The organism is Pedobacter sp. WC2501, assembly GCF_052682415.1.
The window spans coordinates 4,265,113-4,286,940 of sequence record NZ_JBQZFI010000001.1; the positions used below are offsets into that span (position 1 = coordinate 4,265,113).

Consider the following 21,828-nt stretch of genomic DNA (forward strand, 5'->3'; position numbering starts at 1 on the left):
AACTATAAACTAACATTTATGCCAAGGTTGTACACTTTCTGCAAGGGGTAAGAAAATCCATTGCCACCTATTTCCGGATCCCACATCTTAAATGGGCTCCAGGTTACCAGGTTAAGTCCGCTGAAATAAACCCTCAGATTTCTGAGTTTAATCTTACTTGCCAGCGTTCGGGGTAAGGTATAACCTACTTCCAATGATTTCATTCTGAGGAAACTGCCATCACGTAACCACCACGAACTATTCTGGCGGTTGTTTTCAATCACCGCACCGTTTATTCCAAGCCTTGGATACAATGCATACAGATTCTGATTATCTTCAGACCAATGGTCATCAGCGAACTGCTGGATCACCTGGGTATTACCTGGTAACCACGAATCAGGACTTTTAATAAACGGACTTGTTCTTCCTGGGTCAATTACAAAAGATACACCGGCCTGTCCCTGGAAAAACATATTGAGATCGAAATTTTTGAAACCGGTAGAGATTCCAAACCCATATACAATTGTGGGTACGGTAGGGTTTCCAAACCATGTTTGGTCTTTACCATCAATTACACCATCATTGTTTAAGTCACGGTATTTGATATCGCCACCCATTGGTGCGACACCATTGGTACTGAAGATCTGTTTAGGCGAATTTCTAGCCTCACTGTCGTCTACGAACAAACGCTCTGCGATGTAACCAAAATTTCTGTTCAGGGAAACACCATTGTGCAGACGATACTTATCAGCAAAATCGGGTTCTTCATATTGGGTATATTTGTTTTTGGCTAAAGTAAAATTGGCAAGCGCCGATACCCATAAATCGTTATTGAAATTGTGCTTTCCATCAAGTGAGAATTCGATACCCTGTGATTCTACCTTCCCTATGTTAGCGGAGATCTGTGATTCCAATCCCGTTGTACTCGGAATATCTTTTCTGTCCTGGAGAATATCTGACTTAAAGTTTTTGTAAACCTCTGTGGTAAATCTTATGTTTTTAAGAAGCGTTAATTCCAATCCTAAATTGATCTGCCTCGATACCTCCCATGTAACATCCCTGTTTTCATAATTGTTGATCGTAACCCCGTTATGTGAGTAACCAAGATTAGTCCCGAATGAAGCCGAATTTCCTCCGTTCAGGTTAACATCTGATAAGTAAAAAAATCGTCTGTCGCTGATCGCATCATTACCAACGAGGCCGTAGCTGCCCCTGATTTTCATGCGGCTGATTACATTGGAAAGATTGCCATAGAATTTTTCTCCAGACACGATCCAGGACGCACCAACAGTTGGGAAAAAACCAAACCGGTGATTTTCTGAGAAACGTTCAGATCCATTGTAGCCAAAGTTGAATTCTAAGAAATATTTGCTCATATAAGCGTAAGTTGCGCGTCCCGAAAGGCCGAGGTTCCGGAATGGTAAAGAATTAAATAATGTAGTTGCGTTTGCGTTGAGCAATTGCTGTTGTGTACCGATCAAGGCAGCACTTACATTGTGGTTTTCATTAATATCTGCTGAATAATCAAGTACACCCTGTAGGTAAAGGAAGGTATTAAGTGTACTCTTTCCTGCGTAGTAGTTTAGGTATTCTCTGGCCTGATCGGGCTTATTATTGATCCAATTTAACGTGTATTGATTAGATGCTTTGTCGTACGACTGAACATTATAAAAATATGGTGCGTATGCCAGTTCTGATTCGAATCTTGCATATCTGTTTGTACTGAAGATTCCTTTAAAATTCAGGCCTTTTGTAAGGAAATCCAGTTTTTGGTTGAGCTCAAGTTGCGCAAGCATCCTCGATTCGGAAAACCTTCTATTTCCTCTTAGCAATGCAGCATATGGGTTAATGTTTTTTACATCTGTAGAAGAAGTAGGCGGTGTGCTTCCATCCGGCAGCACAGTAGCTTCCGTATTGTTACCAAAAAGAATGTGCTGAACACGAGCATTGGCTTTATCGGGTTCGTAATAAGCCGGAAAATCAACCGGACTTGTATGGGAGGCAATGTTATACAAATCAGTCGCAAACGACGGATCGTTCGTCATTGGACCTACATACTCATTAAAGTTACCCGATAAACGGACAGTCAGTTCGGTAGTATTGGTAAGATCAATATTTACATTCGAACGTAACTGATAGTTTTTAAAACGAACGTTATTATTATTATTGTTCCTGATATCGGTTTTCAAAATTCCATTATCATTCGAATAAGAACCTGCTACATAATAACGGGCTACCCCACCTCCGCCTGAGATATTGAGATTGGCTCTTTGCGTTGAGGTATTTTTCTTAAACAACATGTCCATCCAGTTTACCGCAGGATAAACATAAGGGTTGCTACCAGGTGCACCTGTCATGGTAGCCTGTGTATTTAATATCTTGTTCGGCGTATATGGTGCCCCAGGCGAATTCCTTGTGCTCAGTGCTTCATTATAAAGCTTCATATAGGTAACCGGATCAGCAATCTGCAAAGGACTGATCGGTGAAGAAGTTGATCCTTCCATGCGTACACTAATCTGTGCTTTGCCGGCTTTACCCTCCTTCGTTTTAACCAGAATCACCCCATTTCCTCCTCTTGCACCATATAATGCTGTGGCACTTGCATCTTTTAATACAGAAAAACTTTCTATGTCGTCCACCTGCAGGCGTGCAAGATCACTAGAGGTCATTTCCACGTTATCGATCAAAATCAACGGATCTCTTCTATAACCAAAGGTAGTCACCCCGCGGATAAAGAAATTTGCATTGTCTTGTCCAGGCTGCCCACTTGGCTGAAATGCAATAATGCCCGCTACCTTACCAGCAAATGCTGTTGTGAGGTTACTGGCAGGCACTTTTAAATCGTCAGGCCGAACTGATGTTACTGCGCCAACAATAGCTTCCTTTCGTTGCTTTTGCCCCAAGGCTGTAATCACAACCTCATCGGCCTGGACCGCATCTTCTGCGAGTTTAATATTAAGTACGGTGGTGTTTGCGGTAACCGTTATCCTTTTTTCCACATACCCTACAAATGAAAAACGTAGTTCAACGCCGGGATCAACGTCAAGAATAAATCTACCATTATTATCGGTTTGGGTGCCAGCTTTGGAACCGCTAACGGTGGCAACAACAACCCCGGGGATGGCAACTCCTAACGTATCAGTAACCTTACCTGTAATGGTTTTCTTCCCCGTTTGGGAATAACCTTTTACAGGCATAAAAATCAGGAAAAATACAAGCATCGAACCTGTCAATACCAGTGCATTTTTTAGCCTGCCAGACACCGGTAGGTGCCCACAAAACAAAAATAATTGCTTCATTTGCTAATAAGCTTTTAAATGATGAATTAAAAAATTGTAGATAGATGTAGATCGACAGGAATTAATCTTTTAAAAGATTTTGTAAACCTGCCGGCCATCCTTCAGCAATAGATGGCAAGGTTTGCACAGCTGCATCATAAATAGTAAAATTTCTCATATTTTGGAATTATTTGGTTAATGAAAACATTAGTTGAGTTCTGATAAGTGATTTTTAACACCTTATTTACCTTTTTATGCCCTTCTCTAAAAGGCAGCAAAACGCTGGAATGCAGGTAAACCTATTAACTATCCTATACTATCCTATCCTATTATTTTCAGATACAATGATAAACAAAATATTTAATATTCCAAGCGTTGAAATAAAATATATAAACAACTGAAATACAGGACTAAGCAAGTATATAAGAGGAGAAAATAAAAAAGACAAGTGCCATAAGCGATATCAATACAACATGATAATAATGTCTATTCCGCCAGGGAATAATTTCAATTTTATTATCCAGCACCAAAGTATATGGAGTTTGTTTGGGGTACAACTTAGAAATGGACAGCATCAATAAAACGGTAATGATAAAGATAATGGCCAATGTATGCAGGTAATGCAGGTGGATAGAAAATACCCACTCACTTAACACATAACAGGAAATAAAGAAAAGCATCCCGATTTTAGCAGCAATGGGCGGCATTTTTTTGGTGATAAATCCTAAGAAGATAATAGTAAAAATGGGGAGACTAAAAATGGCACTGATTTTCTGCAAATACTCATAAAAACCATGCTTCGAAAAAATAATAAAAGGTGCAAAGGCCATGGCAAAGAGCGAAACTGAAATCTGGAAAAGCCGCCCTGTTCTCAATAAACTCCTATCAGATAGTTCTTTACCTTTTTTCTCCATAAAAGGTTTGTATAAATTGAGGAGAAATAAGGTACTCGAACTGTTCAGGCCTGCATTAAAGGTGGTAATGGCCGCGCCAAAAAGTACGCAGGCAGATAAACCCATTAAAAGTGGGGGCAGTACATCTTTAATGAGCAATGGAAATACCTGGTTGGTATTGGTTAAAACGGGATAAAGGTGTACCGCGATTAAGCCGGGGATATTGATCAGCAATGGACAAAGCAATTTGGCAAAACAGGTTAATGCAATACCTTTCTGACCTTCTTCTAAACTTTTGGCTGCCAGTACCTGCTGGATAATATACTGCTCCATGCCCCAGTAATATAGATTTACGATGAGCATACCCGTAAATAATGTAGAAAAAGGAACAGCGTCATTATTGCTGCCAATGGCATTGAGGTGTTCTTTTTTGGTATAGAGAACCGTAGACAGGCCGCTGAAAAAATCGCCATGACCCAGATAGCGCAATCCATAATATGGAAGGGCAACAATGAGGATCAGCATACCGGCACTCAATACGGTATCAGAAATGGTTATGGCCTTAAAACCACCTAAAATGGTATAAACCGAACCGATTAGTCCCATAATCCATACAAACCCCCAAATGCTTTCCCAGTAGGAAAGGTGAAAGCCCGAAAGATCAATCAGGTTGCTAAAGGCCACTGCCCCACCATAAAGTACCGACGGTAGCAGGTTAATGATGTAACTAAACAGGAAAACAACCGATACCAGGGTTTTGGTCTGTTTATCATAACGTTTCTCCAAAAAATCAGGAATGGTGCGGATCCCTGTTTTAAAATAAATGGGAATAAAAAATTCAGAAACGATAATCATGGCAAAAATGGAGGAAATCCCCCAGCCAATTACCGACATGTTATTGATGTAAACCGATTCGTTTTCGCCTATAAACTGGTTGGCGCTGATGTTGCTAAAAAACAGTGAAGCACTGATAATAATAAAACCATTGGTGCGGTTGGCAAAGAAAAAACCAGTAATGGTTGATCTTTGTGTTTTTCTGGTTTTGAAATAAGAAATGGTCGCGGCCAAAACCGTGAACAGGATAAAACTGATGATGGCCGTTGTTCCCACGCGATGGTGTTAAAGTGAATTTCTTCTGATCAGTTTATTTTCCATTACCTGTTTAATGGGTTTTAAGCTCAGCACAAACTCTGCAGCCAGGCGGCCCATGTGCGCAAAATCGATCGAAAAGGTGGTAATCCCATCAAATATGATTTCTTTAACGTTATCATCATTATGCGAAAGGATACCCAAATCCTTGCCCACCTTTAAGCCTTTAACCTTGGTATCTTTCAGCATTTCCCAAAGCTCAAGGTTGTGTATGGTAAAATAAACCTTACCGGGTGCAATACTCCCAGCCTCATAACTGTTTTTGATTACCCCATTGATGTTAAATTCTTTTATAAAACGTTTAAAGGAAATCAATACTTCATTTGGCTCTGCAGAAGAAGGTTTAAAGAAGAAAATAAATTCGGAAAATTCTTTAATTCTGGGTGCCAATTCTAAAAAAGCTTTATAAGAAGCCTTTTCAAACTCCTGAACAATGTAAGAATAATCACCTTTTAGTTTTACATAGCGATCTACAATCAACAATTTTTCTTTTGGTAATTGCTCCAAAACTTCTTTGGCCTCGCTACTTTCAATCGGTGCAATTACATATAAGCCATACTGGCCTTTGTTGCTATTAATGATCGATTCGAAAACACTAAAATTGTTGTGGTGAAAATATACATCAACCTGGATGTTCTCACCTAAATGATCACGGAAATTCTGGTAAAATGTTTCCTGGAAGGTATCAAAAGCGTAAATCAGCAAACAAACTTTCAGGTGCTGTTCCGTATCGTTAGTAGCTACAAAATAGCCCATCCTGTTCTTCGATTCTAAAATCCCCCTGCTGATCAGCTCTTTATAAGCCTTACCAATGGTTTCTTTGGCAAAACCGGTTTCCCTCATCATTTCGTTAACGGATGGCAAAATATCACCTTTGGCAATCAGTTTATGATTTAGTCCGTTGATGATCCCTTGTACAAGCTGTTCGTGTTTCGAGAAAGAATTTATGATGCTCAACGCTTTTATTTCATTGAACAACTTTTCCTTATTCATTCAGTAATATTTGGTTTAATCGATTTGTTGGCGGTTAATTTGCCCGAAATATATAAATTTAATAGAGATAATTTGATGAAATTTCAAATTCTTACACAAAATGTAACGCAGATATTAATATAAGTATCGTCATACGCCTTGAACATAGCGCAGCTATTTTAGCCATTCAACCAAATATTGCTTTAAAATATGACGAAGAAAAACCATACAAATAATGTTCAATCTGAAAAATTCATTAGATAAATAGATTTAAAAAAAATTAATACACCCCCCTTTATGTATAGTATTCTATACATAATAAAGCTAGTATCCATTGTTATGTAACTTTTTTGTGAAATAAATTTAATATGCTAATCTTCTGATAATATGCTGTTTGCCTAAGAAACATAGTATTTGGCAAGATTTTTTCTTAGCCCATGCAAAACAGTACGGTAAAAAAACTGTTAAGAGACTAATATTAAAAATAATAATAGAGCATGAATACGAGAATTACAAAATCAACAATGTTGGTTGCATTATTAGGTTTATCATCACAATTGTTTGCCCAGGATACACCAACAACTACGAGCACTACAGGACGTTTCTCTCCTAAAGAGTTCCGTACCTGGTCAATAGGTGTACATGGAGGTTTGCTAACCCCAAGAACTATTTTTGGCAACTCTAACCACCAATTTGAAACTCCAGTAGAACATATCGGTTACGGTGGTTACATTAAAAAACAAATTTTGCCACAGTTAGGTATCCAGGCAGATTTCTTAGCTGGTAAAGTTGAAGAATTAAGAGCTTCTAACGGCGTAGGTGGTTTCATCGCAAACACTGGTTACAAAACAAACATCCAGTGGTCTGGAGCTTTATCAGCAGTTTGGAACGTTGCCAACATTAACATCAATAACGAAAATGCGGTAATAATCCCTTACTTAAAAGCGGGTGCAGGTTACATGTCATCAGGTGCTACTACTATGCCAGCGAATACGCAAGATGCAGGTTATTACAGAGAAGGCTGGTTTGTGCCAGTAGGTGCTGGTTTTAAATTGGGTGTTGCCAAAGGTATTAATCTAGATTTAGGTTACGATGTAAATTTTGTTAAATCTGCTAAATTCGATGGAGTTAACATTGGTGGTAATGACAGATTTGCTTATGCACACGCAGGTTTAGAATTTGCCTTAGGAAGTAAAGAAAAACCTCAGCTACAAAACTATAGTTCATTGGCTAACTTACGTCAGCAAAGTGCTGATGAAAGTGCTGAATTAAGAAGAGCATTATCTACTGCTGAGCAAAATGCACAACGCGATAGAGAACAGTATGCTAAAGACCTTGGTGATGACGATAATGATGGTGTAGCTAACAAATTCGACAAATGCCCTGGTACTGCTTCGGGTACAGTTGTTGATGGTTCTGGTTGCCCAATCAAAGTTAAACGTGAAGTAATTAAAGAAACAAGGGTAATTACTGAAGAAGATCGTAAAGTGGTTAAAGATGCGATTTCTAACTTAGAATTCGACTTAGGTAAATCAACTATCCGTTCTAAATCTTATGCCACTTTAAACCGTGTTGCTGGTTTATTGGTAGATAAAAACTTTAGCTTAAAATTAGCTGGTCATACTGATAATACTGGTGGTAGAGAGTTAAACTTACGTTTATCTAAAGACAGAGCTGAATCAGTGAAAGCTTACTTAGTATCTCAAGGTGCAAATGCATCACGAATTGAAGCTACAGGTTACGGACCTGACCAACCAATTGCAACAAACAAAACTGCAGCTGGCCGTCAACAAAACCGTCGTGTAGAGTTTACTTTATACTAATCGTAAATAACGGTTAACGAAAAAAGCTCCTCAGATTAATTTCTGAGGAGCTTTTTTCATATAGTAGAAATCGTCATACTGAACTTGTTTCAGGATATTTATTGGCTGAATGGATCCTGAAATAAATCCGATAGCTATCGGTCATGGTGACTCCCCCGTTGTTAAGACAATCCCTTTTTATTCTTATAAGTCATTTTGGCTTTAGTGCCTGCGCTATAATTGTAGTTTTTCAGGTTGCTGGCTTTCTTTTCATGAAATGCAGCGCCGCGCTCAGAAGATTCATCTTCTTCAACACCCTTCTTTTTCTTCGGTTTATCAGCAGCATCAACCACTTTCAAATCTTCAGGTAATTCCATTACCTCCAATTTCTGGCCTATAGCCTGCTCAATTTTTTTCACCTCAATCAATTCAATATCAGTAGAAAAAGTAATAGCCACTACATCTTCATCGCCACGTTTAACAATGCGCTGAATTAAAGTTTCCTTCTGCTCTGGCAATTCAAAGTGCAGGATAAAAGGAATTCCTTCAATATTAAGTTCGCCTAAATTCTCGTTAGCTACGATTAAAACTCTGGCTTCAGGATTATCTTTAAAGTCTTCAATATCATCATAACCTTTATCATCAAAAAACAGCGAGCGGTAAATACTAATTTCACCTTCTTTATGCTGATTAAAGTTTTTATAAACTGTTTGTGCAGTTAAACGTGTATTTACAAAAACCACAACTTTATCAAAAATTTCAGTATCGCCCAATAATAAGGTTAACAGGTTTAGCTTTGTTCTGAAATTCGGTACCAGATAAAGCATCTGCTGATAAACTTCAGCCTGCTTTTCTCCTATTTCATCTACCTCGATGGTTGTGGTAGAATCTTTCATGAAAGGCGAAATCATGTGGTTCAATTTTTCGTGCATTACCTCTGTAAATACCACATGCTGAGATTTATAAGCACTATTAGCTAATTCTACAACTGGTAATTGCAGTCCTTTTTTAACAATAAGCTCCGCATTATCCACTATAAACAATTGAATTTTGTTTGTATTTAATGCTAATTTTAGGTACAAGGCACGGGCACGGTCTGGTACGGCTACAATAATATCGCAGCCATCTGTTATTTCATTCATTTGGGTATCAACAGCGCCACGGCTATCAATTCCTAAAATTCTAAATGTACTGTTACGGTTTAATAATTTAAATTGTTCCAAAACATGATCTACATGTTCTGCATCTGGTACTAAAATTAAAGCCCTTGGTGCTTCCTCAAAAGCGTACTTCAACTTCATTAAAGTAGCTAAAACATAAGTTGTAGTTTTTCCCGAACCCTCTGGCCCCACCGCTATAACATCTTGTCCACCTAAAATACGCGACATTGTTCTGGACTGGATTTCTTTTGGAGTTAAAAATCCTGCATCAGTCATGGCCGTTACAAGTGGTTTGCTAAGTTTTAATTTATCTAAAGACACAATTACTATTTTAATGTTTGAACTGCAAATATCCTTAAAATAATTAGCTTTTCTGAAATTGAATTTAAAGGCTTGAAAATAGATCGGAAGGAAAAATTGAACTATTCCTGATAGGGTTATCAACTTCAGTCCGATATTTCAATAAAATCGAACTGAAATAAAAATTATTATACTGAAAGTGAGTTAGTTAAAATGTATTTCAATATAAAAACTACTAAATCTGTAGATTTTATATACTTATTTTTATATTTGCTCATCCTTAATCATTAACAAAAAATATGTTGAACAATTAAATAATAAAATCATGTCAATTTATTTTCAGTACCCAGCCATAGCTGAATATCCGAAACTCATTTATCCCTTGCAAACAGAAACAGAAGAACCGGCAATTGTAAAGGATGAAGATAGTGTAAATAAAGAACAAATTTTAGAGCTAAGAGATTATTTGGCATTAAAGCAATTATAAAAAAACGGCCAGTTGACCGATGGGAAGGTAGGAGTTTCATAAACTCTTTATAATGGTTCGAATCCATTACTAGGCCGCAAAGTGTATCTCATAACACTTTATCCTGATTCTGCTCAATCAGGCAAGATTTGGTTATCTTATATTTGTTTTGTTGTTAGCAAAGGCTATCCGCGATGGGTAGCCTTTACCTTTTTGAGTAAATGCTGTCATCCTGAGGGATAATTTATTTTATAAAAATTAATATGATTGACAGAGCGTTCTATTGCTATGTTCCGGCGAGGAATCGTCATTGCGAGAAGGCTTTTTCAGCCGACGAAGCAATCTTACAACGATCGCTAACAGCCTGCGCTTTAAGATTGCTTCATACCTTATAATGACGTTAATGTAAACAACTGATATTTAGTGTTATTTTTTTGACCATATAAGACATTTAAGAACTATATAAGCTTACATGTCCTTATATGGTGTGAAAGCCTAAAGGATTATTTAATGAATTAGATGTTCTTAGGTGTCTAAGGTGGTTAATTAACCAACATAATCTTTAATTTTTACGACTACCTTAGACATCTTAGCTCAATGAGTTTTGCAGGAGCAAAATCTTAAACATAATACGTTAGAAAGCGCATATAGGACGTTATTCCTATATTTTTCAGGCCACAGACCTGATGGTTACTCGCAATGACGACCCTTTTTTTGGAGTCTCTCAATGGTAGCACAGCGAGTGATACCAATCAAACATCCTAACTTTTTGATTATTTAGAAGCGCAGTTTCAGTGCTTATAGTAAAGGCTTGGTCCTGCTGTTCACTATAATCTTTTTGGAAATGTATTCACAAATACAATATTGTGTAGCCAAAAAGTATTTCCGTTTCCATCAGGGCTATTGAGCAAGTACAGGGATTCTGAAAAGTAAATGATCTCACAGAAAGTTCTTTCATGAACAAAATGAATATTAGGTGTTTTAATCTTTTTTCAAAATCTCAAAACATTTTATTTCATTCGTGGTTATTTATATAATTCACATTATACTAATCTTTTACAGATTAATTTGTTTGGTTTAAAAAAGGGATTTATGGATATAAATCCCTTTTCTTTTATGCAAGAATTTTAAATCCTATATTTAGCCATATCAATTCCACTACCCTATTTTAGATGAACAGAAAACATTTCCTTTCTTCATTTATAGCAGCTGCAACTGTATTTCCTGCTTTTAAAACCTTGGCGAGTACAGTAGAAAATGAAAGTTCATCTTTTAAAATCCCGCCATACTTAAAACCTGGCGATACCGTTGGGATTACAAGTCCGGCGGGATATATTACACAAGAGCAAATCCAGCCCTCGGTTTTACAGATGCAAAGTTGGGGTTTTACCATAAAAGTAGGCGACACCATTGGCAAACGCGATTTTACTTATGGCGGTACCGATGATGAAAGGTTAGCGGATTTTCAGCAAATGCTTGATGATCCAACCATAAAAGCCATTATGTGTGCCCGTGGTGGTTATGGTTTTGTACGGATAATCGATAAACTCGATTTCTCTTTGTTCAAAAGAAAGCCAAAGTGGATTATTGGCTTTAGTGATATTACTGTTTTACATTGCCATTTGGCCAAGAATTATGGTATTGCCTCTATCCACTCCAAAATGTGCAATAGTTTTCCTGATGATTGGAGTAAAGCCGAACCCATACAGATTGAAACGATTTTATCCATAAAAAATGCTTTAATTGGTGAGCAAATGGGGTACACCGCCGCTCCTAACATGAATAACCGGCAAGGAAAAGTTGATGGCATTTTAGTAGGCGGAAACCTGAGTATCATTGAAACACTGGCAGATAGCGATTCTGATTTAGATGCAAAAGATAAAATCCTTTTTATCGAAGATACTGGCGAATACCTCTACAGCATTGATAGAATGTTGTGGAACCTAAAACGTAGCGGCAAACTGAAAAACCTAAAGGGATTAATTGTTGGTGGTTTTAAAATCAAACCTGATGATACAGGCGAGGAATTTGGCAAAACCATTTATGATATTGTGCTCGAAAAGGTAAAAGAATACGCCTACCCTATCGCATTCGATTTTCCGGTTGGTCACCAACGTAATAATTTTGCACTGAAATGTGGTGTACGACATACTTTTATAGTGAATGAAACCGGGTCGGTATTACGAACGGTTTAACACACATCAATATTTTATATATCCGATCGTCACCCCGAATTTATTTCGGGGTCTTTATTTCAGAAAAGATGCTGACCATGTAGTAGCTACAAGACAATTGAAAACACTATTTCTACTTGTAAAATAAACCTTATAGCTATCGGATCAGCATGACGATGTCTATGATATGAAATTCAGTTAAACTTATGATGCCTAACTGATCCAAAAAACAGACAAACTAAACTTTATATTAAATCATAAATTTTGAGTGATCTCAAAGTTTTAACCTTTCGTCGCAGTATTTTCTGCATTGGTCTCAATTGTTAAAATGCGGCCTTAACCGGATATATTTTTGTGTTCAATAGTTCATAGACACAAAATTTATTCGCCATGAGCAGATACATTAAATATATTGTCGTACTCATTTTGCTTGGTGCGGGCTACAAAACCGAAGCTCAGGATATCCCACAGGTTTGGGATCTAAAAACTGCTATCGAGTATGCCAAAGAAAAAAACATCAGCATCAATACCTTAAAGCTGAGTTCGCAAACGGCTGAGCAAAATTTAATTGCTTCAAAAGCCGCTGTACTCCCAAATTTATCGGGAAATGTTTCACAAGCCGTCACCAATTATAAATCCGGTTTGCAAAATACCAGTGGTTTTGGCTTAAGTTCAGATATGACGCTGTACAATGGAAGTTATTTAAAAAACGACATTAAGGCTAAAGAACTCAGTCTGCAAACCGCAAATTTATCGGTAGAAGCAGCCAAAAATGACATTACCATCTCCATCACCCAGGCCTATCTGAATATTTTACTGGCCAGAGAAAATATCACATACTTAAAAGATCTGTTGACCACTAGCGAGGCCCAGGTTAAACAATCAGAACAGCAATTTAAATTTGGAACCATAGCCAAAAAAGATTTATTGCAGTTGCAGGCCACTTATGCCAACGATAAATATACTTTGGTTACTGCACAAAATACTTTACAGCAGAATATTTTAACCTTAAAACAACTGTTGCAAATTCCTACAACTACACCTTTCGAAGTAAGTACAACCGATACCGTTGCCGTTGCTCCAGCATTGGATAATTTAGCCTCGGCACAAGATCAAGCCTTGCGTACCCGTCCGGAAATTAAAAGCGGAGAATTGAATATCCAGCTTCAAAGCACCGAACTGGCCAAAGCAAAATCAACCTTACGCCCTACGCTGAGTTTAGGAGGATCGCTAAATACAGGCTATAACAATAATAATATCGGTGGTTATGGATACCAGTTAAATAATAGTTTTTATCAAAACTTAGGTTTAACACTTTCCATTCCGATTTTTGATAGAAAAGTGACCAAAACAAATGTGGCGAAAGCAAATATCGGCATTGAGCAGGCCCGTTTATCGCTTTTAGATGCCAAAACAACGTTGACTCAAAATGTAGAACGCGCTTACATTAACGTACAAAATGCAAACAGCCAATATGCCGCTGCACAAGAGCAGTTTAAATATACAAGCGAGGCATTAAGGATTTCTAACGCAGCTTTAAAAGAAGGTACCAATAACATTGTAGAAAACCTGCAACAGAAAAATTTATATGTACAGGCATTACAGGCCTTTGTTCAGGCAAAATATACAGCAAGTCTTTACACCAAAATCTATAACTTTTATACAGGAGTTCCTATTACTAACTAAAATACATGATGATGGTTACCGCCTAGTCTACTTAATATTTGAATCATGAAAAAGAAAACAATATTTATTATCATCGGTATCGCAGTTGCATTGTTTGCTGTTTGGTATTTCGCGCTGCGCAAAAAAGAACAGGTGGTTGTTCTCGAAACCGAAAAACCTAAAATGGGTTATATTTCAGAAAATGTTACAGCCACAGGAAAGGTGCAACCGGTAGATACCGTAGCTGTAGGTACCCAGGTTTCGGGAACTATTAAAACACTTTATGCCGATTTTAACTCGAAGGTTAAAAAAGGACAGTTATTGGCCGAATTGGATAAAACCCTGTTCGAAGCTACTGTAAATCAATATCAGGCCAATCTGGTAAGTGCTCAAAGTGCATTGGTTTATCAGCAGGGTAATTTCAGCCGGCAAAGCAACCTGTATAAGGTTGGTGCGGTGAGCAAAGCCGATTATGATAATGCACTATATACCTATAATGCTTCAAAAGCATCGGTTAATAGCATTAAGGCTCAACTTGCTTCTGCTCAAAAGAATCTGTCACTGGCCAGCATTTATTCTCCCATTGATGGAACGGTGCTTTCAAGAAGTGTTAGTGAAGGAACAACCGTAGCGGCCAGCTTCAGCACACCAACCATTTTCAGTATTGCTAAAGATCTGACTAAAATGCAGGTAGAAGCCTCTGTAGATGAGGCTGATGTAGGCAATATCTCAAAGGGAGAAAGAGCCACGTTTACTGTTGATGCCTTTTTAAACGATACCTTTAAAGGAACCATACAAGAAATCAGGTTAAGTCCATCCATTTCCTCTAATGTGGTTACTTATAAAACGATCATCAATACTTCAAATGATGCGAATAAGTTAAAACCCGGTATGACAGCAAATATCACCATCTTCACTAAAGAGGTGAATAATGCGCTGCTTATTCCTGCCAAAGCTATAAAGTTTGCTCCAGATTCAACTTTAGCAGGTAAATATCAAATGACCTGGGTTAATCCAGACAGGAAACCTGCTGGAGCAGATGAGGCTTATGTTTGGGTACAAAAAAGTCCGAAAGAATTGGTACAGAAGAAAATTAAAACCGGTATAAACGACAATACACATGTTGAAGTTTTATCAGGATTAGCAGCAGCAGATGTAGTGATTACAGGTTCACAGCGCATGGGTAAAAGTCAGGCGGCAGCACAAGGTCAATCTAGTCCTTTTATGCCAAAACGTCCAGGCGGTAACAGAAGGAAATAATGGAACAGAAGATATTAGATATACACGATTTAAAACGTGAGTTTGTAATGGGTGATCAAACCGTTAGGGCTTTGAAAGGAATCACTTTTGATATCAAGGCCGGTGAATTTGTAACCATTATGGGCAGTAGTGGCTCGGGTAAAACAACACTTTTAAATATTCTGGGTTGTTTAGACAAACCTACTGAAGGCAGTTATCTGCTTGATGGTGTTGATGTAAAGAGTTTAAACCGTGACGAACTGGCTGGTTTGCGTAATACCAAGATCGGCTTTGTTTTCCAGGCCTATAACCTGTTGCCCAGAACATCGGCACTGGAGAATGTTGAATTGCCCCTATTTTACAACAAAACCATTACAGCGGAAGAACGAAGAGAAAGAGCCATTAAATCACTCGAATCGGTAAAACTCGCTGAGCGTTTTGATCATACCCCAAGTCAGCTTTCTGGCGGTCAGCAGCAGCGTGTAGCCATTGCCAGGGCTTTGGTTAATCACCCGGTGATGATTTTGGCCGATGAAGCTACAGGAAACCTGGATACGCGTACCTCTTATGAGATTATGGCTTTGATGCAGGAGCTGAATGCAGAAGGAAAAACCATCGTTTTTGTAACGCATGAGCCAGATATTGCTGCTTTTAGTACGAGAACAATTATGCTTCGCGACGGAAAAATCCAAAAGGACAGCATTAACCAAAATCAACGTTCAGCCAAAGAGGCACTTGCCAATTTACCAGAATCTGATGATTACTAATTTGAGAAGATCATGAGCATTATAAATTTATTAAAGATTGCCTTTAGGGCATTAAAAAGAAATAAGCTACGTGCTTTTTTAACCATGCTTGGCATCATAATCGGTGTGGCCGCGGTAATTGCCATGATGGCCATTGGTGAAGGTTCGAAACAAAGTATCAGGTCTTCATTATCAGGAATGGGTTCGAACATGATTACTATAATGCCCCAAAGCAATGAGCCCGGTGGTGTACGTTTACAGGGTAGCAGTATCCAGACTTTAAAACTGGAGGATATTACAGCGATTCAAAAGTTAAAATCTAAAAATATAAATGGTTTATCGCCTGTGGTTTCTACCAGTGGACAGGCCATTAAAGGTGGTTATAACTGGCCAACTACCATTACAGGGGTGAGTCCGGATTATCTGAACATCCGCCAATTAAAACTTCAGGATGGTATTCTTTTTTCTGAAAATGATGTAAAAAGCTTTGCCAAGGTTTGCCTGTTGGGTAAAACCGTAATCGATAACCTATTTCCTGACGGAAGCAACCCAATCGGGCAGATCATCAGGTTTAAAAATATTCCTTTTCAGGTAATTGGTATTTTAGAACCTAAAGGACAGAGTAATTTTGGCCAGGATCAGGATGATATTATCCTTGCCCCTTTTACTACTGTACAAAAAAGGATCACCGCGACCAATTATTTACAGAGTATTTATGCTTCTGCAACCACTGAAGCTTCAAGCGCAGCTGCTACAACCGAAATTTCGGATGCTATAAGAGAAAGTCACAGGTTAACTGCGGCAGAAACCGACGATTTTCAGGTTCGTACACAGGCCGAGTTAATTAGCACCATCAGTTCAACCAGTAGTATGCTTACCGTTCTTTTAACCGCTATTGCAGGTATTTCACTGTTTATCGGTGGTATTGGGATTATGAATATTATGTATGTTTCGGTTACCGAACGTACCCGCGAAATCGGCCTGCGCATGTCTATCGGGGCTCGTGGACAAGATGTTTTGATGCAATTTTTAATAGAGGCTATATTAATTAGTATCACAGGAGGAATTATCGGGGTAATTCTGGGTGTAAGTTCAGCATACCTCATCTCCTATTTCTTAAACTGGCCAATTTTAATTGCAGAATCTTCAATTATTATTTCCTTTGTTGTATGTGCCATTACTGGTGTTTTCTTCGGCTATTATCCAGCCAAAAAAGCCTCTAATTTAGATCCGATTGATGCATTAAGATACGAGTAGCGATCAGGACTAGGGCTAGCGCTCTCGTCATCTCCGCGCAGGTAAGGGATCTTAATGCATTTTAACATGATCCCTGAAATAAATTCAGCGTGACAAAGCGTAAAAACATAATAAATAATAACTTAGCGATGCAAAGCGCCAAAGAAAAAATAATGACAATTAATTTCTCCAAAAAGTGGATAAAAATTACCCTACATATCTTGGTATGGGTGGTTTTGATCACTTTACCTTATATCATTAATGTTAACCGTAGCCGTCCCCCTCACCCACTAAGCAGTTACGAAGAAAACCAGTTCCTTCGCTTAAATTTCATCAGTTATTTTTATTGGATTGCTATATTTTATTTAAATAATAAGGTTTTAATTCCATCATTTTTCTACAGAAAGAAATATTTGTGGTATGGCTTATCGTTTGTTGGCTGTTTACTTTCGGCCATTACCATTCACTCTATATTATTCAGGATTTTACTGCCCGATTTTGATTTTAACCTTGGCCGTACACTTTGGTTTAATACACCAACATTTTTATTGACCATTGCCGCCAGTACCGCTTTTACCATGATTTCTGAACGGATTAATGAAGAGAAAAGAGCTTTGCAGCGCGAACAAGAGAACATGAAAACCGAACTTTCATTTTTACGTTCGCAGATCAGTCCGCACTTTATTTTTAATGTTTTAAACAACATTGTGGCGCTGGTAAGACTAAAAAGTAACGAATTGGAGCCAACGGTGATGAAATTATCCGGTTTGATGCAATATATGCTTTATGAAACCGATGAAGAAAAAGTATCCATCAAAACGGAAACCGAATACCTGCAGGCTTATATAGATCTGCAAAAACAGCGCTTCGGCAAAAAAGTAGTAATAGAAACGAACATTGATATAGAAAGAGAGTTTGATGAAATTGAACCTATGTTACTGATCCCCTTTATTGAAAATGCTTTTAAACATGGCGTTGGCATGATCGAAAAACCGCAGATTTTTGTTGATTTAAAAACAGAAAACGAACTTTTGACATTTACTGTCCGGAATAAATTTAGCGAAGATGAAAATGAGGTAAAAGATGCTGCATCGGGCATTGGCCTTGCGAATGTAAGCAGAAGGCTAAATTTACTTTATGGTAAAGAGCATCAGCTGGAAATAGAGAAAAAAGATGGCTGGTTTAATGTTTACCTCACTTTAAAATTAACAGTATGATAAAATGTTTAGCCATTGATGATGAGCCTTTAGCCCTGCAATTACTGGCTGACAACATCAGCCGTATTCCTTTTTTGGGGCTGGTAACTAGTTGTGATGACGCTTTTGCTGCCAATAAAATGATGCAGGAACAATCGATAGACCTTATTTTTATCGATATCCAGATGCCGGGTATTACTGGCTTACAATTTATCCAGAGCTTGGTTAAAAAGCCCATGGTGATTATTGTTACTGCCTATAAACAATATGCTTTGGATGGCTTTGCACTCGATGTGGTGGATTATTTAATGAAACCGGTATCGCTTGATCGTTTTATGAAAGCCTGCAATAAAGCTAGAGACCTGTACGAACTCAAACAATCGGCAGAACATAACAACTTACCCAAACAGGATTATATGTTTGTAAATGTGGGCTACAGTTTAATGAAGATTAGTTTTAATGAGATTACCTACATAGAAGGACTCAAAGATTATATCCAGATCCATATATCAACTAGTCCAAAAGCCGCGGTAGTACGTATGAGTATGAAAAGTATAGAAGAACAACTGCCCGCTTATTTCGAAAGGATCCACAAATCATTTATCGTAAATATCAATAAAATAACATCGATTAGAAAAAATGCTTTATTTATTGATGATAAGGAATTGCCGGTAAGCGATAGTTATAAGCAGGTAATTGAAAAGTTGATTAAATAATTTAATTCTTGCAACTTGTCATTCTGAACGTAGTGAAGAATCTGTAAACGATAGAATACAAATCGCCTGGCTAACCACAAGCGGAAAGCAATCAACGGAAAAGCTTAAATTTTCGGCATAGTTTAGAGATTCTTCGTTCCTCAGAATGACAGCATGTAACCCTAAACCGTTTTCACTTCATTCTCTGCATAATCTTCAATGTCCGTAATGTAACCATTAACCAATAAGAAATCGAATAACGGTTTTGCCTCTGGGGTAACTGGCATATTCTCTGTGGTAATTACCTGATTGGTCTTTTTGTCCAGGAAAGGGTAAGCAAATAACCGCACATTAGTATTAAACATATCGTTTACGTAACTCAATAACTGGCCAGAGTAGTTTTCTCCGGTGAAGTTTTTAGAATTGAATACAAATTTTAAGTTATTGATGTTTGTTGCCAATCCAACGCTTTTAGGCTTACACCTTGCCAAATATTTCGCCAAACGGTTGTGGCGGGTAAAGTTAGATACGATCACGATGTTACCCGTATCGCACATTTCCTGTGCTCTTTTAGCTACTGTTTCCAGGTCAATATCATCAGGGGTTTCCTGTCCATCCGTTAAAACGTCTGTTAACAAAACCTCTATCATTACCGCCAGGTTTCCCTCTTCTACTTTATTGGTACGTTTAAACTGATCAGTAGCTTTATTGAATAAATTAAAGTTAGGCAATGATTTCTGTCCATATTTGGTACGTAAGATCATGATATCCTTTTTATACAAAAGATCCTTAGCCTGACGGGGATGTGCATCGGCATCGAAAATTGCAGCTGCAGAGAAATCTTTCATAATCATATACAGATTAAGCAGGATATTATCTACGCCTGGAAAAGCAGGTCCTTTAACTGAAATTAAATCGATTTCTACCGATCCGATGGTTAAGTTATCAGCCAGCGATTCTACCATCATTTTAGGATCCTGATAATAGTAAAAAGCTGCGTAAAGTAAGTTTACACCAATAATACCGAGCACACGCTGTTGCATATTTACGTCAGTATCCAACAAACGGACGTGAAAGAATATTTCATTTGGTAAACCACCCGGCTCATTTTGGAAACGGATTCCAACCCAACCATGTGGTTCGTTGGTTCGTTTGTAATTTAGTGTTGTTACGGTATCAGCAAAGGCGAAAAAGGTACGGCTTTCGTATTTTTCGCCAGACAAACGCTCATTGAGTAAGCCAAATTCATGATCAAGCATCTGCAAAAGCCGGTTCTGACTTACATAACGGCCATTGGTTTCTGCTCCGTAAATAGCGTCGCTAAAAGTCATGTCGTAAGCCGACATCGTTTTGGCAACTGTTCCAGATGCTGCGCCAGCATTAAAAAAGTTTCTCGAAACTTCCTGTCCCGCTCCTATCTCGGCAAAGGTGCCGTAAATTCGTGGGTCAAGGTTTATTTTTAGTGCTTTACGCTTTGTATCCAGAATTTCTCTCTCCATGCCGCAAAAGTACGAAAAATGAAATTAAGCTAATTTTAAGAATGTAACTTAAAATCAATCTAAATACCGCTACTGGGATTCGTCACCCTGTCTCGATTTTACATGGATAAGATTCTGTTTTGCAGAAAAGATGCTGAAATGAATTCAGCATGACGATATGAGCAAAAAAATAAGGTTAATACCATCCGGCATTAACCTTATAAACCTAAACTTAAACCTAATATGAAACCTGCACCAGCTATCCATCGCATCTGTATCAAATTCACCTGATGCAAGCTTCATAATCTTAAAAAACTAAACTATTATGAAAAACCCTCTTTCGAGAATATTTTTATTACGATACTATAATTTCTTTGTGCTGTAATTTAGCATCGTCTTTTTTGCTGATGTTAATTGATAATATACCGTCTTTGTATTCGGCAGTAATGTTATCACCATCAGCGCTGTCAGGTAAATTAAATGATCTTGCAAATGAGCTGTAATCAAATTCTTTACGTGTAAAATCTTTAGCTACCTGGGTTTCGTCTTTTTTAACTTCTGCCCAAACAGAAAGCGTGTCTTTTTTTAAATTGATCTGAAAATCTTCTTTCTTCAAACCTGGAGCAGCCAACTCAATTACATAAGCACTTTCATTTTCATGAATGTTTACATTTGGCGATTTATCAACGATTTTGTTTTTAGTGATAGCATCGCTAAACAATGAATCAAAAACATTGTTAAAGTAAGGAGCTGTGTTACGGGTTCTGTTGTTAAAATTTACTAGTGTCATATCGCTTATTCTTTATTTTTTTAATTTTTAAATTGATAATACACCATATTCAACTTATATACCAAATCAAATATTTATGATTTTTAAGACATTTTGGCAAAATAAATCCAAATCAAAAGACAAATTGACAGATATTAAAGCTTTTTCGGACAAATTCAACTATAAAACCAATATCCATTTGCGCTTTATTGATTTCGATATGATGGGACATGTGAACAATTCGATTTACTTTACTTATCTCGAAATTGCCAGATCCAAATATTGGGAAGAAATTATAAAATGGGACTGGAAGAAAACCGGAATCGTGATTGCACATGCAGAACTGGATTACATTTTACCGATTGTAATGAATGATAAAATTGTCATCCATGTAAAAACATCAAGGATTGGCAATACCAGTTTTGACCTGGATTACCAGATTGTGAAACTAAAAGGGACTGAAGAAGTAATTTGCAGTAAAGGCAAAACCGTTTGTATTGCGGTTGATTATGCGACAGGCAAACCCACGGCTATTCCGGAAGAAGAAAAACAAAAGATGCTGGGTTTTGAGCAGCTGTAAAAAAATGTAGATCGTCATCTCGACTGAAGCGCAGCGGGATGGAGAGATCTA

Annotated in this window: 16 protein-coding genes; 10 read left to right on the forward strand and 6 right to left on the reverse strand. The window is 37.7% G+C overall.

Annotated features, from left to right (window positions below):
* Positions 1-2: 2 nt before the first annotated feature.
* From ACUN24_RS18010 to ACUN24_RS18020, 3 genes are all read right to left on the reverse strand, one after another.
* On the reverse strand, positions 3-3,278 hold the full coding sequence (locus tag ACUN24_RS18010) for a SusC/RagA family TonB-linked outer membrane protein (protein WP_445563759.1): 3,276 nt from the start codon (positions 3,276-3,278) through the stop codon (positions 3-5).
* A gap of 389 nt (positions 3,279-3,667) precedes the next feature.
* Positions 3,668-5,260, reverse strand: a complete 1,593-nt coding sequence (locus ACUN24_RS18015; RefSeq protein WP_445563760.1) for a solute:sodium symporter family transporter — start codon at positions 5,258-5,260, stop codon at positions 3,668-3,670.
* Between the two features lie 9 nt (positions 5,261-5,269).
* The gene (locus ACUN24_RS18020; protein ID WP_445563761.1) at positions 5,270-6,292 is read right to left on the reverse strand and encodes a GntR family transcriptional regulator; all 1,023 of its coding nucleotides are present in this window, start codon (positions 6,290-6,292) and stop codon (positions 5,270-5,272) included.
* Between the two features lie 476 nt (positions 6,293-6,768).
* Between ACUN24_RS18020 and ACUN24_RS18025 the strand changes: the two genes are divergently transcribed.
* Positions 6,769-8,094, forward strand: a complete 1,326-nt coding sequence (locus ACUN24_RS18025; RefSeq protein WP_445563762.1) for an OmpA family protein — start codon at positions 6,769-6,771, stop codon at positions 8,092-8,094.
* Between the two features lie 161 nt (positions 8,095-8,255).
* Here the strand turns inward: ACUN24_RS18025 and ACUN24_RS18030 are convergent, their stop codons facing one another.
* Complete coding sequence (locus tag ACUN24_RS18030; RefSeq protein WP_445563763.1) at positions 8,256-9,554, reverse strand: DEAD/DEAH box helicase; 1,299 nt, start codon at positions 9,552-9,554, stop codon at positions 8,256-8,258.
* 304 nt (positions 9,555-9,858) lie between these two features.
* Here ACUN24_RS18030 and ACUN24_RS18035 point away from each other — a divergent pair, with 304 nt between their 5' ends.
* From ACUN24_RS18035 to ACUN24_RS18070, 8 genes are all read left to right on the forward strand, one after another.
* Positions 9,859-10,020 (forward strand): hypothetical protein, encoded by a 162-nt coding sequence (locus tag ACUN24_RS18035; protein WP_445563764.1) that lies wholly within the window; start codon positions 9,859-9,861, stop codon positions 10,018-10,020.
* Positions 10,021-11,171: 1,151 nt separating this feature from the next.
* The gene (locus ACUN24_RS18040; RefSeq protein WP_445563765.1) at positions 11,172-12,194 is read left to right on the forward strand and encodes a S66 peptidase family protein; all 1,023 of its coding nucleotides are present in this window, start codon (positions 11,172-11,174) and stop codon (positions 12,192-12,194) included.
* Positions 12,195-12,563: 369 nt separating this feature from the next.
* Entirely contained in the window at positions 12,564-13,859 is a 1,296-nt protein-coding gene (locus tag ACUN24_RS18045) for a TolC family protein (RefSeq protein WP_445563766.1), read from the forward strand.
* A 45-nt stretch (positions 13,860-13,904) separates the two neighbouring features.
* On the forward strand, positions 13,905-15,098 hold the full coding sequence (locus tag ACUN24_RS18050) for an efflux RND transporter periplasmic adaptor subunit (RefSeq protein WP_445563767.1): 1,194 nt from the start codon (positions 13,905-13,907) through the stop codon (positions 15,096-15,098).
* Positions 15,098-15,844 carry an ABC transporter ATP-binding protein gene (locus ACUN24_RS18055; RefSeq protein WP_121284866.1) on the forward strand — a complete coding sequence of 249 codons (747 nt, stop codon included), beginning with the start codon at positions 15,098-15,100 and terminating at the stop codon, positions 15,842-15,844. Before ACUN24_RS18050 ends, ACUN24_RS18055 begins: the two co-directional genes overlap by 1 nt.
* A 12-nt stretch (positions 15,845-15,856) precedes the next feature.
* Complete coding sequence (locus ACUN24_RS18060; protein ID WP_445563768.1) at positions 15,857-17,080, forward strand: ABC transporter permease; 1,224 nt, start codon at positions 15,857-15,859, stop codon at positions 17,078-17,080.
* Between the two features lie 152 nt (positions 17,081-17,232).
* Positions 17,233-18,276 (forward strand): sensor histidine kinase, encoded by a 1,044-nt coding sequence (locus ACUN24_RS18065; RefSeq protein WP_445563769.1) that lies wholly within the window; start codon positions 17,233-17,235, stop codon positions 18,274-18,276.
* Entirely contained in the window at positions 18,273-18,971 is a 699-nt protein-coding gene (locus ACUN24_RS18070) for a LytR/AlgR family response regulator transcription factor (RefSeq protein WP_445563770.1), read from the forward strand. Before ACUN24_RS18065 ends, ACUN24_RS18070 begins: the two co-directional genes overlap by 4 nt.
* Positions 18,972-19,132: 161 nt before the next feature.
* On the opposite strand, the gene ACUN24_RS18075 is transcribed toward ACUN24_RS18070, so the two are convergent.
* Both ACUN24_RS18075 and ACUN24_RS18080 read right to left on the reverse strand, forming a co-directional pair.
* Positions 19,133-20,449: a nicotinamide mononucleotide adenylyltransferase gene (locus ACUN24_RS18075; RefSeq protein ID WP_445563771.1), complete on the reverse strand. Its 1,317-nt coding sequence runs from the start codon at positions 20,447-20,449 to the stop codon at positions 19,133-19,135.
* Between the two features lie 334 nt (positions 20,450-20,783).
* Positions 20,784-21,218: an Hsp20/alpha crystallin family protein gene (locus ACUN24_RS18080; protein WP_445563772.1), complete on the reverse strand. Its 435-nt coding sequence runs from the start codon at positions 21,216-21,218 to the stop codon at positions 20,784-20,786.
* Positions 21,219-21,294: 76 nt separating this feature from the next.
* On the opposite strand from ACUN24_RS18080, the gene ACUN24_RS18085 reads away from it, so the two are divergent.
* Positions 21,295-21,777: an acyl-CoA thioesterase gene (locus ACUN24_RS18085; protein WP_445563773.1), complete on the forward strand. Its 483-nt coding sequence runs from the start codon at positions 21,295-21,297 to the stop codon at positions 21,775-21,777.
* The last annotated feature ends 51 nt before the right edge of the window (positions 21,778-21,828 follow it).